Below are 15,208 nucleotides of genomic sequence, written 5' to 3' on the forward strand. Positions count from 1 at the left end.
ATGCAACTCCTCTTAGAGATGAGTTGCCTATGATATTAGATATCAATCACGACTCTATCTCTGCCATTATTTTTGGCTTTGTATAGGGCAGCATCGGCACGCTCGAAGGTTTCTTCAATACGCTCGTTGTTCATAACTTGCGCTGCACCAATGGATAATGTGACGGTAATACGCTGATTCTTAAATTTAAATGGGATGTTCTTAATTTTTTCCCGTACACGGTTTAATAATAAACCAATATTGTCTTGATTGATTTCTGGAAGCAATAAAACAAACTCTTCACCACCATAACGGGCGACAAATTCACTTTCTCGCAAAGAGTTTTTTAATGCCATAGCAATCACTTGCAAGGTTTTATCACCGGTGCTGTGGCCGAAGTTATCATTAACAGATTTAAAGTAGTCAATGTCTGTTACTGCAACCCATAGCGGCGTATCAAAACGTTTATGATTTCTAAATTCTTGCTCCATTCTGTCTTCAAGCGCTGCACGATTTGGCAGTTGTGTCAGTGGATCAAGTAAATTCAGTTTTTGGTGTTCAAACAGCTTTTCTTTATAACTATTAGCTTCTTTAGTGATGCTGGTGAGTTCTTTGCGCATTGACTCAATGGATTTACGCAATAGTGCTTGTTCACGACTTTCTAATGCTTCCTTACGACTTAAGGCATCTTTTAATGATGAAAGCTGCACGGTAAGCGCTGTCTTTAATGCCATTAAATCATCAGACTCAATTAAAATGCCGTCAGCATTATCCACTCGTAAGTTAATTTCTTTATTAAGTTGAGTCTTAATTTGCTGTGAACGGTCATTGTTATTGGCCGTATTTGTGACTACATCACGTACAACACTAATCGCATCATTGAGTGCATATAAAAAGTCTTGAGATGCCGTTTTCTCACGTGCGATATTATTGAGTAATAAGCTTAGAATAGTTTGATATGACTCAAGTAATGTATTCAGTTTGATGTCACCCATCAAGACTTCTTTCATCACTAAGATTTGATCACGCTGTTCTTTTCTAAATTCTATTTCTGAAATTTTATGGGCAAGCTCTTTCGCTAAAATGAGGTGTTGCGGCAAAATGACATGGTCATCAGTGCCAGCAAACTCTTTTTGTAAAATATGCTCGTAGAAGCTAATCACTTGCTCTACTTTTGGAATGTATTCCCAAATGGTATGGATGGGCTTATTAAGATCTTTTTTAAAGTAATTGATTTCTTTTTTGATTTCATCAGGTGCAGAATCAACTCTTTGTATCTGACTGATGACCCGAGAAAGGCTAGTGCGACTTTCTTCAAGGCGCGTCATAGTATGGTTGTATTGGCCTTTTAATAACCGTTCAATTTCTACTAATTCAGGTAGCGCTTCATCGATTTGATCGTAACCTTGAAGGTGGTGACGCAATTTGGCTAAACGGTTATCGAGCTCAAGATTTTGTCCTTTACAGGCTAGACTCAAATGCCCTAAGAATTGAATTAAAGTACGTAATTTTTCATTACGATCTTCATGGATTTCTTCGAGCGCCAACTTAGCCGAATTAAGCTTCTGTTTTAATAATGAAACTTGTGAGACTGCAGTTGAAGAATCTTTCATGCTTATAGGTTTCCTAAGATAAACAAATAACTAATAACATCAATAATCTAGCTGATTGAATAGTCCATAATTATACTTTAAAAAAAGTATATTTAATAATGCTATCAATTAACTATACACCTATATCGGCCAATATGAATGAAAGCTTAGCCAATCGGGCTTTAGTGATTAATTTTTAGGCCATTTGATATCGGAAATGGCTCGATTACTTTCGGCCCGAATAATGCCCCTTTGCAGCGCATGAGTTAAATTTAAATATAATGGCTTGAAGAAAATGGCTGCTGGAGCAAAGTTTAGGGTTCTAATACTGACGTAAGTATGGCCTACATTAATACTTTTTGCTGCAGCTAAAGCGTACTGCACTGTTTCAAACTGTAATTCTGTAGTGAGCCTTATGTCAGGATTCGCCAAAAGCGGCAAGTTTATATGGCCAAGTACACACTCAAGCTCAAGCCTGTTTAGCGCCGAGAAGTGAGGGACATTGTCATTAATTGCTAATGCTTGATGAGACAAAGCATCGGAGATTTGAGCCAAGGTTTGTTCTGGGGTTAATACTTCTTTAAAGCAAAAAGCAAGCTCGCCAGGTTTCATTAGGTATACTTTACTGTTTAATTGTTCTTCAAATTGCCTGATTAAGTTCTCAGTGATGGCATTCGATTCTGTTAATCCAAATTCAATGTCTAACTCACTTAGTAAGCTAATACTCACCAAGGCAATGGTTTTAGGGGATTCATCATTAGACATACAGCAAAGTAATCCCTGATAACCCTTAAGCTGTGTTTGAGGCTCTTGTAATACTTGTTTAGCCAGTAAAGCTTTTTGTTGTTTCACACTGTTGAGGCGTTTTAAGCTATAAAGCCATACAAAAGATAATATGAAAATCGTCGCAAGTAGGATGATAATAGCCATTTGCTGATCTTTGCTGCTTTCAATATATTTCCCCAATTTATGTTGAAAGATATTGATTTCAAACTTTAATTTTTCTTCAGTTAAGTTTGATGTAAGTGTTTCTTCAACAGGCTTTTCTTCGGTGCTTTGTTGCATTTGGACTAATCTTTCCATCATATCTAATGCCGCTGGGTAATTACGTTCTTCTCTGTATGCTTTGGCTAAATATTCAAGAGCTTCCTTTTGCGCATCAGGTAATTGCTTTGAATCGGCTATGATTAATGCGGCAACCCCATGAGTTATTGTTTCTTTCCATAATGACTGCTCTGACAATGCTTGGGCAAATAGCAACTCATTATAAACAAGATAATGCATGATCCCTTTTTCTTTAAATATATCATTAGCCATTTGTAAGTAATTCATAGCAGACGAGTAATTACTTAAATGAAGATACGCTTCGCCAATATTATGGAAATTAAGCCCTTGGCTTATTCTTCGATTATGCTTTTCATCTAATTGCTGTGCATTAAGGTAATAGTCAATGGCTTTATTCCACTGTTCTTGATTAGCATAGATCATCGCAATGACAGTCATCGCTTTAGATTGAGATGCATCTCGCCCCAGTTTTTGATAACTGATTGCGGCTTCATTGGCATTCTTGAGGGCTTCATCCCATTGACCTAAGTCGCGGTAAGCACGAGATAATTGAAACTGCGTTTGCGCTTGAATGACTGGGTAGCTTAAACGATTCGAAATTCTATAGGCTTCACTATGATGCTGCAGTGCTTTAGCTAATTGATTACGCCCAGTGTAATAAATGCCTATTGCTGTTTCAGATTGAGCAATGAAGTAATCATTACGCAGTCGATAAGCAATTTCTCGGTAGCGTTTGTAATGATATAAAGCTTGCGTGTCTTGTTTAACTAAAGTGTGTAAGGAGCTTAAATTTTGATGCAGTATAAATTGCAAATTTAAACTTTGGTTATCGTTGATATTGCTTATTTTATTAAGGGCTTCTTTGAATAAAATGATGGACTGTTTGTACTGTTGATCTTCAAGGCCTCTAATTCTCCCCTCGAGTAGTAAAATAATTGCTTCATGCATTGGCGTTTCAGCAAGAGTTTCAAGTTGTTGTGTCAGTAATCGGGCTTTATTAATTTTGTCCTCAGCTTTCAGTGCTGTTTCTAGAAAAAGTCGCGCCAAAATCTCTAAATCAGCATGTAATTCATCCGGATGATATTTTAAAGAGTCCGCAATGGCCTCAAATTCAGCGCGATCATTAAATGACAGAGGGAATTGAGTACGGGTTGATAATTGCTCAAACAATACATTGGGCGTTTCGTTAAATTCAATTTCTCGCTGCTGATAACGGTCTGCATGAGCAGGAAAGGCGATTATTGATAGCAATAGAACGTAACTGCTTAGAATGATTTTTTGCATGAATGATTAACGGCCTTATTATTATTTTGTAAGCTTTTGTTGGAAGTCGGTGGGCGAATAATGCCGCTTGTTATATTATCACTTCCATTGAGGTAAACTTTTTTCAAAGAATTTGTATGATGTTGAAAACAAATAACTACAATAAACAAAAATTATAACAAGAATAATAACAGAAGGAATGTAGAGTGAAAGTCTCAAAACTGGCTATTTTTACTGCAGGAGTATTTTTTTCGGCTAATAGCTTAGCTGAAGTAAATTACCAAATCGATTTAACCCAACCACAACACCACTTAGCAAAAGTACAAGTGAGCTTTCCTAAATCTTCAGCAGAGATATTAACGGTCAATTTACCTGTATGGCGTACAGGCAAGTATGCGGTATTGCCACTAGCTGATGGAATACGACTTTTTGAAGCGACAGACAGCAAAGGAAAGCCGTTAACCTGGCAAAGAAGTGCTACAGGCGAATGGCAGATTAATCTGACGCAACCCACTGAAGTTAACGTATCTTACCAACTTTATGCTAATGATTTAGGCACTCGAGTGCGCCATATTGACAACTCCCATGCTTATTTAGACGCCAGTGGCGTGTTTATGTATAGCCCTGAATTTAGGGGCGATGAAGTCAAGGTTTCAATGAAGGTACCTAAGGGCTGGCAGAGCCATTCGGGTATGGAGCAAGGACGGAAATCGCATTCATTTATTGCGGATAACTATGATGTATTAATCGATTCACCGATTGAAACTGGAATTAATACTCACTATGGCTTTGAAGCTGATGGCAGAGATTATGAGCTAGTGTTTTGGGGAGAGGGTAATTACGACGCTGAACAAGTGGTTAAAGACTTAACAAAAATCAGTAGTACAGCAAGTGTCATTTGGGATGACTATCCATTTGAGCGTTATGTTTATATGGTACATGCTACGAGTGGTGCACGCGGTGCTACAGAGCATTTAAATTCTACCATTATTCAGCTGCCACGCTTTAATTTCAGAGAGCGCAAAGATTACCTTCGTTTTATCAGTACAGCATCACATGAGTTCATTCACACTTGGAATGTTAAAGCATACCGTCCACAGGGTTTGGTTCCTTACGATTATCAACAAGCCAGTATGACGCAGTTACTTTGGATGGCTGAAGGGTCTACCAGTTATTTTCAAAATCAGTTGTTGCTTCGTGCTGATGTGATTACCCCGAAAGAATTTTTTGCTGACTTAGCAAAACGGGTGAATAACAATATGCATAAACCAGGTCGTGAAATTCAGTCTGTTTCAGAAGCCAGTTTAAATGAGTGGACCAATACAGGTGGGGATTACGCGATAAACCACGGGGTGAATATCTACTCAGAAGGTTATTTGGCCTCTTTATCATTAGATTTTAATTTATTAAAAGATACTGAGTTAGCACATTCTTATCGCGATGTTCATCGTCAGTTATATCGTGATTTTAAATTACCTAAAGGCTATAACGTTGATGATGTAAAAGGGATTTTAAAAAGCTTATCAGGAAAAGATTATCAATCTTGGTGGCAGCAGCATATTACCTCACCTTTTAGCTTAGATTTTGATTCACTGCTAGCGCAAGCGGGCTTAGTGATAACTTATGGGAAGAAAGATGAGTCGACAATTTATAGCGGTTTAAGGTTAAGCGGGGGTCATAAAGACTTAACACTAGCCCATGTCAGTCGTAACAGCCCAGCTTGGACTGCTGGCATAGCAGCTGGCGATGAAATTGTTGCTATTAACGGTCTTAAAGTGACAGCGGCAGGATTTAAAAAACGCCTAGAGGATTTTACACCTGGTGACAAAATTACAGTGTCATTGTTTAAAAACGATCAACTCATTAAAGTGCCACTCACGTTAGCAAATCAGCCTAAAGGTGACTTAACGATTCAAGGTGTTGAAACGCCAAGTGTTGAACAAAAGGCCTTCTTAAAAGCGTGGCTTGGGATTGATTGGCCATTTGATGAAGCAGGAAAGTTTATTAACTAATTTTCTAACTTAGTTTATAAGCATTTGTTAAGTGGTAATAAAAAGCCCCAATAACCGAAAGTTATTGGGGCTTTTTAATCAAATCGATTAAATGTTTTCTTCGATTGGACCAAGTGCTTGTTTAAGCGAGTTAATAAAGGCAACAAGCTCGCCGCCCATTAACGCAAAATCAGCATCGAGTTTCGCTAATGGATCTTCAGTGCCAACATCATCAGTTGCAGCTCTAAATTCTTCAGAGAATTTTAAGCGTTTCACGCTTGCATCTGATTGCATTAAAAAGGCAATTGATTGGCCAAAGTGAAGTGCTAATTTATGAACTTGTTTACCTGTAGCTAAGTGAGCAAGAACCTCATCTTCCTGAAGTACTTGTTGCTTAAAGCGTACAATGCCACCTTCATCTGAATCAGACTTAAGCTCAGCTTCATCTTGCATTTCAAATGGCTGCGGAGAAGCGCCATTTCTAAGCCACTCAGTCAGCGTGGTTTCAATCGGTGTAGTAAAGTGCAAAGGGACCACTGGCAAACTGCCTAATGCTTTACGTAATAATGCTAATAATTCTTCTGCTTTTGCTGCACTAGAGCTGTCGACTAAGATCATTTCAAGTTCAGGCATGATAAGCGCATGAGTTTGACTACGGCGAGAAAATGCTCGTGGCAGTAGCGTCATGGTTATCTCTTCTTTCATCGCATCTTTTTCTTTCTTGGTCACTTTGCGACTTTCTTGATCTTCAATCATCGCCACTTTTTCATCGATGGCTTCTTTGATGACTTGACCAGGCAGAATCTTTTCTTCTTTAGTCACACAAATCAAATGACGGTTTTCAGCAGTATGAACTAAGGCTTGGCCTTTTTTACCTAACGCATTTGAAAAACCAAACTTACTAATATCTTGGCTTGAGCATGGTGAGAAGGTGAAGTCTTCTAACGCTGTTTCGAGTGCCTCGGTATCGGTAGTGAAAGGCTTATTGAAACGATAAAGGGTGAGATTTTTAAACCACATAAAAAGGCGCTCATCAAAAATTAAAAATGCAGTTTACGGTATCACGGGGCTGGGGTAAACCATCAGGTTCATCAGTGTTGATTGTCGCTAAAACAGAATTCATTAAACTGTCATATTTGTGTTTTTTAGGTTAATTCTATTTATTATCAACGTCTTATTTGTTCTTTTTGGTAGTTAATTTAGCGAGAGCTAAATAAAATTAACGGATTGAAATATTTCTGCAACAAAAGGCGTGCAGAATTCGCCTCGTTCCCAAGCTATTGGTTAACAGTAACCTGTTAGTTCCAACCAAATAGCAGCAAAAATTAGGTGTGAAACACCAACAAATAATGTCTAAAGGATGAAATGATGAACGCTTTTTATAAAACTCTAGTTGCTTCAGCTATTGCTACTGCTACGCTTTCAACTGCTCACGCTGCAGAACCACTTGAAGTATATGGTAAGTTAAATGTTACTGTTCAATCTAACGATGAAGGTGATGGTTCAGTTACAGAAATTCAAAGTAATGCGTCTCGTTTCGGTGTTAAAGGCGGATTTGAATTAAGCGACTCTTTAGAAGCGTTCTACACAATCGAGTACCAAGTTGATACTGGTAACTCAAGCTCTGATAACTTCACTGCTCGTAACCAGTTCGTTGGTTTAAAAGGCAACTTTGGTTCTTTTGCTGTGGGTCGTAACGACACAATGCTTAAGAAGTCACAAGGTAAAGTAGACTTATTTAACGACTACTCAGGTGACTTAAAAAGTCTTTTTAAAGGTGAGAACCGTTTAGCACAAACAGCAACTTACTTAACGCCAAAGTTTGGTGACTTCCAAGTGGGTGTAACTTACGCAGCAGAAGGCGATAGCAAGCAAGAAGAAAAAGATGGTTTCAGCATCGCAGCTATGTACGGTGACTCAGGTCTTAAGAAAAGCCCTGTTTACGCAGCTCTTGCTTATGATTCTGAAGTAGCAGGCTACGACATCGTTCGTGGTACTGTTCAAGGTAAAATTGCTGGTTTTGTACTAGGTGGTATGTACCAGCAAGAAGAAGCAGTTGATAGTGGAAACAGCATCGATGGTTACTTACTAAGTGCAGCATACAAAATTGAACAAGTAACATTAAAAGCACAATATCAAGACATGGAAGACAAAGGTGATTCATGGTCTATTGGTGCTGATTACGCATTAGGTAAGCCAACTAAATTATTTGCTTTCTATACTGATCGTACTTCAATGGGTACAGTTGAAGATGATGAAGGCAATGATTTAGACATCTCAATCGACGAAAGTTACTTCGCTGTGGGTATTGAACACAAGTTCTAATTAATCGTTTCATCAAAGGTTAACTTAGATAGCGAATAATTGAAGGAGGCGTGAGTCTCCTTTATTTTTTGATGAGTTAAGTGTTTTAAGCAAGAATCATTAAGCTATTAATGTAAAGAATGATAGATTTATGACAATAATATGATTTTGTAGCCGTTATTGGCACTGAGATCATATTTCTGTAATAAAACTGACCAATAATACTCATGCGGCAAATTAATCACAGAAAATATTATGACAGCGAAGATTTTAATTGTAGAAGATGAATCAGCCATCCGTGAGATGCTGACCTTTGTTATGGAACAACACGGTTTTACCACATCGGCGGCCGAAGATTTCGATTCTGCCATCGATCTACTGCAGGAGCCTTACCCGGATTTAATCCTATTGGATTGGATGTTTCCAGGTGGAAGCGGTATACAATTAGCTAAGCGTTTAAAGCAAGATGAGTTTACTCGCCAAATCCCTATTATCATGCTCACAGCACGTGGTGAAGAAGAAGATAAGGTGAAGGGTTTAGAAGTCGGGGCTGATGATTACATTACCAAGCCTTTTTCTCCTAAAGAACTTGTTGCTCGTATTAAAGCTGTCTTACGTCGTAGTGCACCTACGCGTCTAGAAGAGACTATTGATGTTCAGGGCTTGTTACTTGACCCTGTCAGCCATCGTGTCTCAGTGGGCGAGTCAGTGCTTGATATGGGGCCGACAGAATTTAGATTATTACACTTCTTTATGACTCACCCTGAGCGAGTCTATAGTCGCGAACAGTTACTAGATAACGTTTGGGGTACTAACGTGTATGTAGAAGATAGAACCGTTGATGTGCATATTCGTCGCTTACGCAAAGCGGTTGAAGACTCAGGCCATGATAAGTTGATTCAGACTGTACGTGGTGCTGGATACCGCTTCTCGACGAGAATGTAATCACAGACATCGCCGCGCTAAGAAAACCGCCGAGTAATATGCGTTTGAATTTAGACCCACGATGGGTGTTGTTTTAAATTCACAATTATTCGGCAGTTTTTTAACAAAAGGCTATAGTCAGTGATATCATTTTAAGCTATCTTGTGAGCCATTATTTCCTACCAATAATTAGGTAATAACCTGCTAAAGGTTTATTTACATTAATTTTTTAGGCTGCCTATGTTTCGATCTTATTCAGGTTCCAGATTGCTATTACGCCTCGTTGGAATACTGTTCGCTTTTGCCCTTGTTGGCATCATCATTGATCAAATCACCCTCGCTATTATCATAGGTTGTGTTGCCTTATTAGGATGGCATTACCGTCAAATTAGCCGACTTAATTTTTGGTTATGGAAAGACCGTAAATTAACCCCGCCTCAAGGCACTGGTTCTTGGGAAGGTATCTTTAATGGTATCTATCGTTTGCAGGGTAAAAATCGCCGCAGAGTAGGCCAGTTGGCTTCATTACTGAGTCGTTTCAGGCAAGGCGCAGAAGCACTGCCCGATGCTGCAGTTGTATTAGACTCTGAACATAATATCTTATGGTGTAATAAGCTTGCACAACTAATATTAGGCTTTGTATGGCCTCAAGATAATGGCCAACGAATAGATAATCTTATCAGGCACCCTGACTTTTCTGAGTACCTTAAAAAGGGTGAGTTTAAAGAGCCATTAGAGTTAGCTTCACCGATATCTGACCAGCGTTTATTAGAAGTTCGCTTAATGAGCTATGGTGATCGCCAACTGCTTCTCATTGCCCGTGACATTACTCGAATCAATCAGTTAGAAGGGATGCGTAAAGAGTTTGTTGCCAATGTATCCCATGAGCTCAAAACGCCGCTCACAGTATTACAGGGCTATTTAGAAATCATGCAAAGCATGGAAGAGCCTGACAGCATGAATCACAAGCCTTTAAATCTAATGCAGCAGCAAACAAGGCGAATGCAATCAATGGTCGAGCAGCTTTTAGCTTTATCGCGCATTGAAGATGGCGCTGATATCGATTTAGAACAAACAATTAATATGACAGCCATGCTCGATATATTAAAAGACGAAGCGTCTGCATTAGCATTAGAACAGTATGAGTTAACTTTTTTTGCCGAAGATAATCTAGATTGTCACGGAAACGAAGTGCAATTACGCAGTGCTTGCACAAACTTAATCTCTAATGCGATTCGATACACAGAGCCTGGCGGTAAGATAAGCGTTAGATGGGAATTGGTACCTACTGGCGCAAGATTCAGTGTGACCGATACAGGTTTAGGTATTGCGCCGCAACATATTAATCGATTAACAGAGCGCTTTTATCGGGTTGATAATGCTCGCTCGAGTAAAACCGGTGGTAGCGGATTAGGCTTAGCTATTGTAAAACATGCGTTGAATCATCACTACAGTGAACTAACTATTACCAGTGAACCTGATAAGGGGAGTTGTTTTAGCTTTATTATCCCAATTCACTTGGTGGTAAAGTGAAGTTAGTTATCGTTTAATTTACCTTTGTATTTAATATTCGTATTGTTAAGTGCCTGTTTATTTCAACATAGACAGGCATTTCTTATAATGGAATATACCCGCCTTTCAAACCCTTAATGCTGTGATGGAGTTAACAAGCTTTAACTTTGATGACCAGAATGAGTGTATTCAATTTCTGCATGTGTTTTACAATATGTATCAGAGCTCATATTGTTTAATTTAATACTTTTCTTTGAGTTCTAATGCTTATCAGGCACTAATTCATTGAATTAAATCTTGTGTACTTTCCCCTAAATACAATTTCAGAACTATGATTAACGACTTAAATAACATATTAAAGACAAGACGTTCCATGACTAAAAGCCTATTAAGTTTACCCCTGTGCTTTTTCCTCACATACAGCCTCTCAAGTCATGCGGCAGAGCCTGATGTGCAGACTGCTGTTAACCAGCTAACTAAACCCGCCCATTGGAGCGGTTTACCTTTATTAGCAGATGAAGCAACTAAGAGAGGGCATGACTTACCTTTGCCAATTGGTGTGAGCTTGTTTTATAACAATATCGATGCAGATTATGTTGCTGATAATGATTTTCAAGTTCAAGTGGACGGAGGCCTGTTAGGTTTTCGTGGGCCTAATGATTATGTAGTGCCTGCTGAAGATGTCAGTATTACAGGAAGCGACAGAAGTGTGCAGTTGAAAATTGATGCTTGGATATTACCTTTTTGGAATGTTTATGCGTTACTGGGCTACACCGAAGGGCGTAAAGATATTAGAGCAAAGCTGGATAATGTTGAAGGCTTACCTTGTGATGATGCGTGTAATGGCATTGTATTGCCTATCCCAATTGAGTATACCGCTAAAAATTACGGTATTGGAACTGTGCTCGCTGGGCAGATAGATCCTATTATCGGCGATACCCCTGTAATAGTCATGGCAGTGGGAGCCATAGTGAATGCGAATACTGATACAACGGATAGCGTGATTAAAACTAAGCTTGCCTCGATAAGAGTCGGTCAGCGATATGATATCGGCAGTGATAAGCTTGCTTGGTTTTTAGGATTTAGCCATCAAAGTGTGAATCAGAATGTGACTGGAGACTATTCTTTTGTAGGCACTGATTTAGCCCCGCTGATGGAAGAGGTCAAATTTGATATTGATCTTGCTAAGAAAGAGACCAAGAATATGTCCGTGAGTATTAATTATGATTTTGGTCCAAGGAACGAATGGAACCTATATACAGAATACGGTTTTTTAAATTGGCAGCATTTGATTATTGGTGTTGGGCGTCGTTTTTAATCGAATTGAACAGTTTTTGTCATAATTAAGTTATTGGTAATGTATGCGTTTTTATTGCCTTAGTTATTTTTTACGGCTTAATTTATTGTTTTTGTGAGGCTTTTTAGTTGGTTAAGTATTCTGGAAAGATTGTGGCGTAAATGTTTCAAATGTTGATTGTCATATAACTGTCATATATTAGTCATAGACTTGTCATCGAAGCAATTGATACTGAGCGTGTCTTAAATAACAACGCTTATAATACCGGAGCATTACAATGAAACTTAAACAGCTAGTTGGCACTATCGCCTTTGCAGCAGCTGGTGTTTTTTCAGCAACATCGATGGCAGCAATTGATAAAACATTACCTGTATATGAAAAGACAAGTGGTGTTTCAGGTAACTTGTCATCAGTTGGTTCAGACACGTTAGCAAACATGATGACGTTATGGGCTGAAGATTTCAAACACATTTACCCTAACGTAAATATCCAAATTCAAGCTGCAGGTTCTTCTACTGCGCCACCAGCTTTGACTGAAGGTACTTCACAATTCGGCCCAATGAGTCGTCAAATGAAGCCTAACGAAGTTGAAGCTTTTGAAAAGCATTACGGTTACAAACCAACTGCTATTCGTGTTGCAATTGATGCACTCGCAGTATTTGTACATAAAGATAACCCAATTGAAGGGTTAAGCATTGACCAAATCGACTCAATCTTCTCTTCTACTAAAAAATGTGGCGGAAATGATGTAAATCGTTGGGGTGATGTTGGTCTTGATGGTAACTGGTCTAAGAAAGATATCCAATTATACGGTCGTAACTCAGTGTCTGGTACATACGGTTACTTCAAAAAGAAAGCACTGTGTAAAGGTGACTTCAAAGCAAACGTAAATGAGCAACCAGGTTCAGCATCTGTAGTTCAATCAGTTTCTCAAGGTCTTAACGCTATCGGTTATTCTGGTATTGGTTATAAGACTGCTGGTGTTAAAGCTGTAGCTATTTCTAAGAAAGGTACTAAATACATTGATGCAACTGCTGCTAACGCTGCAAGTGGTACTTACCCATTATCACGTTACCTATACGTTTACATCAACAAGCACCCTAACAAAGATTTATCACCAATGGATCGCGAGTTCATCCGTTACGTGTTATCTAAACAAGGTCAACAAATCGTAGAAAAAGACGGTTATGTACCACTACCACGTAGTGTTGTTGCTAAAGACCTAGAAAAAGCGGGTATCAAGCTGTAATAGCTTAATTTACCTCGACACTAAAAGCCTCATTCGTGAGGCTTTTTTGTGTCTGAAATTAATCGAATCATAACCTCCCTTATTTAATGTGAAGCACTCATAACCTCGATGAATTGATGGTATTGAGTTAACATAGCTGCAGAATAATATAGATAAGGATGTGATGTGGCTGAACAATTTGATTTTAATAATGATTACCACTCGGTTGCTAATACAGATGACATGAAAGTGCATCATATGGTGTTGGCGTTAAATGTGGATTTTGACAAGCAGCAGCTTCAAGGCTCAGTCAAATTGTTATTTAAACGCCTTTCGGATTCGACACAATTGGTACTCGATGGACGGGATATTAGTATTGATGAAGTATCAGATATTCATGGGAATCAACTTGAATTCACTCAGCAACATGTTAGTGCACTGCAAGGTGAGAGAATTGTCATTGAAGTGGGCGGTGAAATAACACAAGTCGTACTTCATTATTGCACTTCAAAGGATGCACAGGGGTTACAGTGGCTAACGCCAGTACAAACCCTAGGAAAACAGTCTCCTTATTTATTCAGCCAATCACAGCCAGTCAATGCACGTAGTTGGATCCCGCTGCAAGATAGCCCTAAGGCTAGAATTACTTTTAGCGCTTCAATTCAAGTTAATAACGGCTTAAGAGCTGTGATGAGCGCGGCTAACTCTGCCGAAATGCCAGCAGATGGCTTATTCACTTTTGAAATGGAAAAGCCGATACCGACGCATTTATTGGCATTAGCTGTGGGCGATCTCGCCTATGGTGAGGTAAGCGAGCGCTGCGCAATTTACACAGAGCCTGCCATGCTCGAAAAAGCCCTTAAAGAATTTGAAGACACCGAATCAATGATTGTAGCAGCCGAGTCATTACTCGGTCCGTATCCATGGGGGCGTTACGACATGATAGTACTGCCGCCAAGCTTTCCATTTGGCGGGATGGAAAATCCAAGATTGGCCTTTATCACACCCACATTGATCGCGGGTGATAAAAGTTTAGTGTCTACAGTGGCGCACGAGTTAGCGCATTCTTGGACAGGCAACTTGGTGAGTAATGCGACCTGGCGAGATTTATGGCTTAACGAAGGCTTTACGACTTATTTTACTAATCGCTTAGTGGAGAACATTTACGGCAAAGAACAAGCTGACTTGGAGTGGGTTATTGAGTATGGCCGCTTACAAGAAGAAATGCAGTCATTACCAATGGTGTCACAAACACTACCTGCCAATGTTCAACATCAGGATGCCAACGATGCTTTCAATCGTTTCACCTACGATAAAGCGTCGATGTTTGTACATGAGTTAGAGGCACGATTAGGACGAGAGGCTTTTGATAAATTTCTTTATCAGTATGTTCAGCATTTTAAATTCGAAGCCATTACCACAGAAACCTTTATCGACTATGCCAAACAAACCTTGCTGGTGGATCATGTGGATGTGATTTCCGAATCGGAATTGATGACCTGGGTTTATGGTGAGGGTTTACCTGAATGGTTTATAGCGCCTACATCTACCAGTTTGGATAAGGTGAAGTTAGCGTTAAAGCAGTTCACTGAAGGGGTCAATGCAGCCAAATTGCAAGTTGAAGCTTGGCGAGTGCATCATTGGCAATTTTTTATCACTCAGTTACCTTTTCAGTTAACTCAAGTGCAATTAAAAGATCTGGATATGACATTTAGTTTTACAGATAGTCAAAATGCAGAACTTGCTTGTGATTGGTTTAGAGTCGCTATCAGAAACCACTATGAAATTGTAATGCCCAAAGTTGGGTTGTTTTTAGCCCATATTGGCCGAGCTAAATTTGTAAAGCCGCTTTATAGCGAAATGCTCATTGCAGGTTATCAAACCCAAGCCATAGAGATATATCAGCAAGCGAGAGAGGGTTACCACCCTTCATTGCAAGTGCAGTTAGATGCGATGTTTAAAAACACATAAGTATCATTACTGATTATATGTACTTTATTGGTTTTTTTAGATTTTTAATCGAAAACCTTGAGGCAAAAAAATGGCAACCCAA

Annotated in this window: 10 protein-coding genes; 7 read left to right on the forward strand and 3 right to left on the reverse strand. The window is 39.1% G+C overall.

The window, feature by feature from the left end; translation table 11 throughout:
- Positions 1–35: 35 nt before the first annotated feature.
- Together BCU84_RS15960 and BCU84_RS15965 are read right to left on the reverse strand one after the other, a co-directional pair.
- Positions 36–1,592, reverse strand: a complete 1,557-nt coding sequence (locus BCU84_RS15960; protein ID WP_102529067.1) for a GGDEF domain-containing protein — start codon at positions 1,590–1,592, stop codon at positions 36–38.
- 168 nt (positions 1,593–1,760) lie between these two features.
- Positions 1,761–3,920 (reverse strand): tetratricopeptide repeat protein, encoded by a 2,160-nt coding sequence (locus BCU84_RS15965; RefSeq protein ID WP_102529068.1) that lies wholly within the window; start codon positions 3,918–3,920, stop codon positions 1,761–1,763.
- Between the two features lie 185 nt (positions 3,921–4,105).
- On the opposite strand from BCU84_RS15965, the gene BCU84_RS15970 reads away from it, so the two are divergent.
- Entirely contained in the window at positions 4,106–5,911 is a 1,806-nt protein-coding gene (locus tag BCU84_RS15970; RefSeq protein ID WP_102529069.1) for a PDZ domain-containing protein, read from the forward strand.
- Between the two features lie 87 nt (positions 5,912–5,998).
- Here the strand turns inward: BCU84_RS15970 and rdgC are convergent, their stop codons facing one another.
- Complete coding sequence (gene rdgC, locus BCU84_RS15975) at positions 5,999–6,910, reverse strand: recombination-associated protein RdgC (protein ID WP_102529070.1); 912 nt, start codon at positions 6,908–6,910, stop codon at positions 5,999–6,001.
- Between the two features lie 345 nt (positions 6,911–7,255).
- On the opposite strand from rdgC, the gene BCU84_RS15980 reads away from it, so the two are divergent.
- From BCU84_RS15980 to BCU84_RS16005, 6 genes are all read left to right on the forward strand, one after another.
- Positions 7,256–8,215, forward strand: coding sequence for a porin (locus BCU84_RS15980; protein ID WP_102529071.1), 960 nt, complete (start codon positions 7,256–7,258; stop codon positions 8,213–8,215).
- A 234-nt stretch (positions 8,216–8,449) separates the two neighbouring features.
- Positions 8,450–9,139, forward strand: a complete 690-nt coding sequence (gene phoB, locus BCU84_RS15985; RefSeq protein ID WP_102529072.1) for a phosphate regulon transcriptional regulator PhoB — start codon at positions 8,450–8,452, stop codon at positions 9,137–9,139.
- 219 nt (positions 9,140–9,358) lie between these two features.
- On the forward strand, positions 9,359–10,651 hold the full coding sequence (gene phoR / locus BCU84_RS15990) for a phosphate regulon sensor histidine kinase PhoR (RefSeq protein ID WP_102529073.1): 1,293 nt from the start codon (positions 9,359–9,361) through the stop codon (positions 10,649–10,651).
- A 352-nt stretch (positions 10,652–11,003) separates the two neighbouring features.
- Positions 11,004–11,948, forward strand: a complete 945-nt coding sequence (locus BCU84_RS15995) for a hypothetical protein (RefSeq protein ID WP_102529074.1) — start codon at positions 11,004–11,006, stop codon at positions 11,946–11,948.
- Between the two features lie 256 nt (positions 11,949–12,204).
- Entirely contained in the window at positions 12,205–13,176 is a 972-nt protein-coding gene (locus tag BCU84_RS16000; protein WP_102529075.1) for a phosphate ABC transporter substrate-binding protein PstS family protein, read from the forward strand.
- A gap of 222 nt (positions 13,177–13,398) precedes the next feature.
- Positions 13,399–15,126, forward strand: a complete 1,728-nt coding sequence (locus BCU84_RS16005; RefSeq protein WP_102529080.1) for a M1 family metallopeptidase — start codon at positions 13,399–13,401, stop codon at positions 15,124–15,126.
- The last annotated feature ends 82 nt before the right edge of the window (positions 15,127–15,208 follow it).

The sequence above is a fragment of the Shewanella sp. 10N.286.51.B7 genome, assembly GCF_002873615.1.
GTDB classification, from domain to species: Bacteria; Pseudomonadota; Gammaproteobacteria; order Enterobacterales; family Shewanellaceae; genus Shewanella; species Shewanella electrodiphila.

Excerpts from the sequence above, each read along its gene's own strand:
- BCU84_RS15960 (WP_102529067.1), bottom strand. The coding sequence starts at position 1,592 with ATGAAAGATTCTTCAACTGCAGTCTCACAAGTTTCATTATTAAAACAG.
- BCU84_RS15965 (WP_102529068.1), bottom strand. The coding sequence starts at position 3,920 with ATGCAAAAAATCATTCTAAGCAGTTACGTTCTATTGCTATCAATAATC.
- rdgC (WP_102529070.1), bottom strand. The coding sequence starts at position 6,910 with ATGTGGTTTAAAAATCTCACCCTTTATCGTTTCAATAAGCCTTTCACT.
- BCU84_RS15980 (WP_102529071.1), top strand. The coding sequence starts at position 7,256 with ATGATGAACGCTTTTTATAAAACTCTAGTTGCTTCAGCTATTGCTACT.
- phoB (WP_102529072.1), top strand. The coding sequence starts at position 8,450 with ATGACAGCGAAGATTTTAATTGTAGAAGATGAATCAGCCATCCGTGAG.
- phoR (WP_102529073.1), top strand. The coding sequence starts at position 9,359 with ATGTTTCGATCTTATTCAGGTTCCAGATTGCTATTACGCCTCGTTGGA.
- BCU84_RS15995 (WP_102529074.1), top strand. The coding sequence starts at position 11,004 with ATGACTAAAAGCCTATTAAGTTTACCCCTGTGCTTTTTCCTCACATAC.
- BCU84_RS16000 (WP_102529075.1), top strand. The coding sequence starts at position 12,205 with ATGAAACTTAAACAGCTAGTTGGCACTATCGCCTTTGCAGCAGCTGGT.
- BCU84_RS16005 (WP_102529080.1), top strand. The coding sequence starts at position 13,399 with ATGAAAGTGCATCATATGGTGTTGGCGTTAAATGTGGATTTTGACAAG.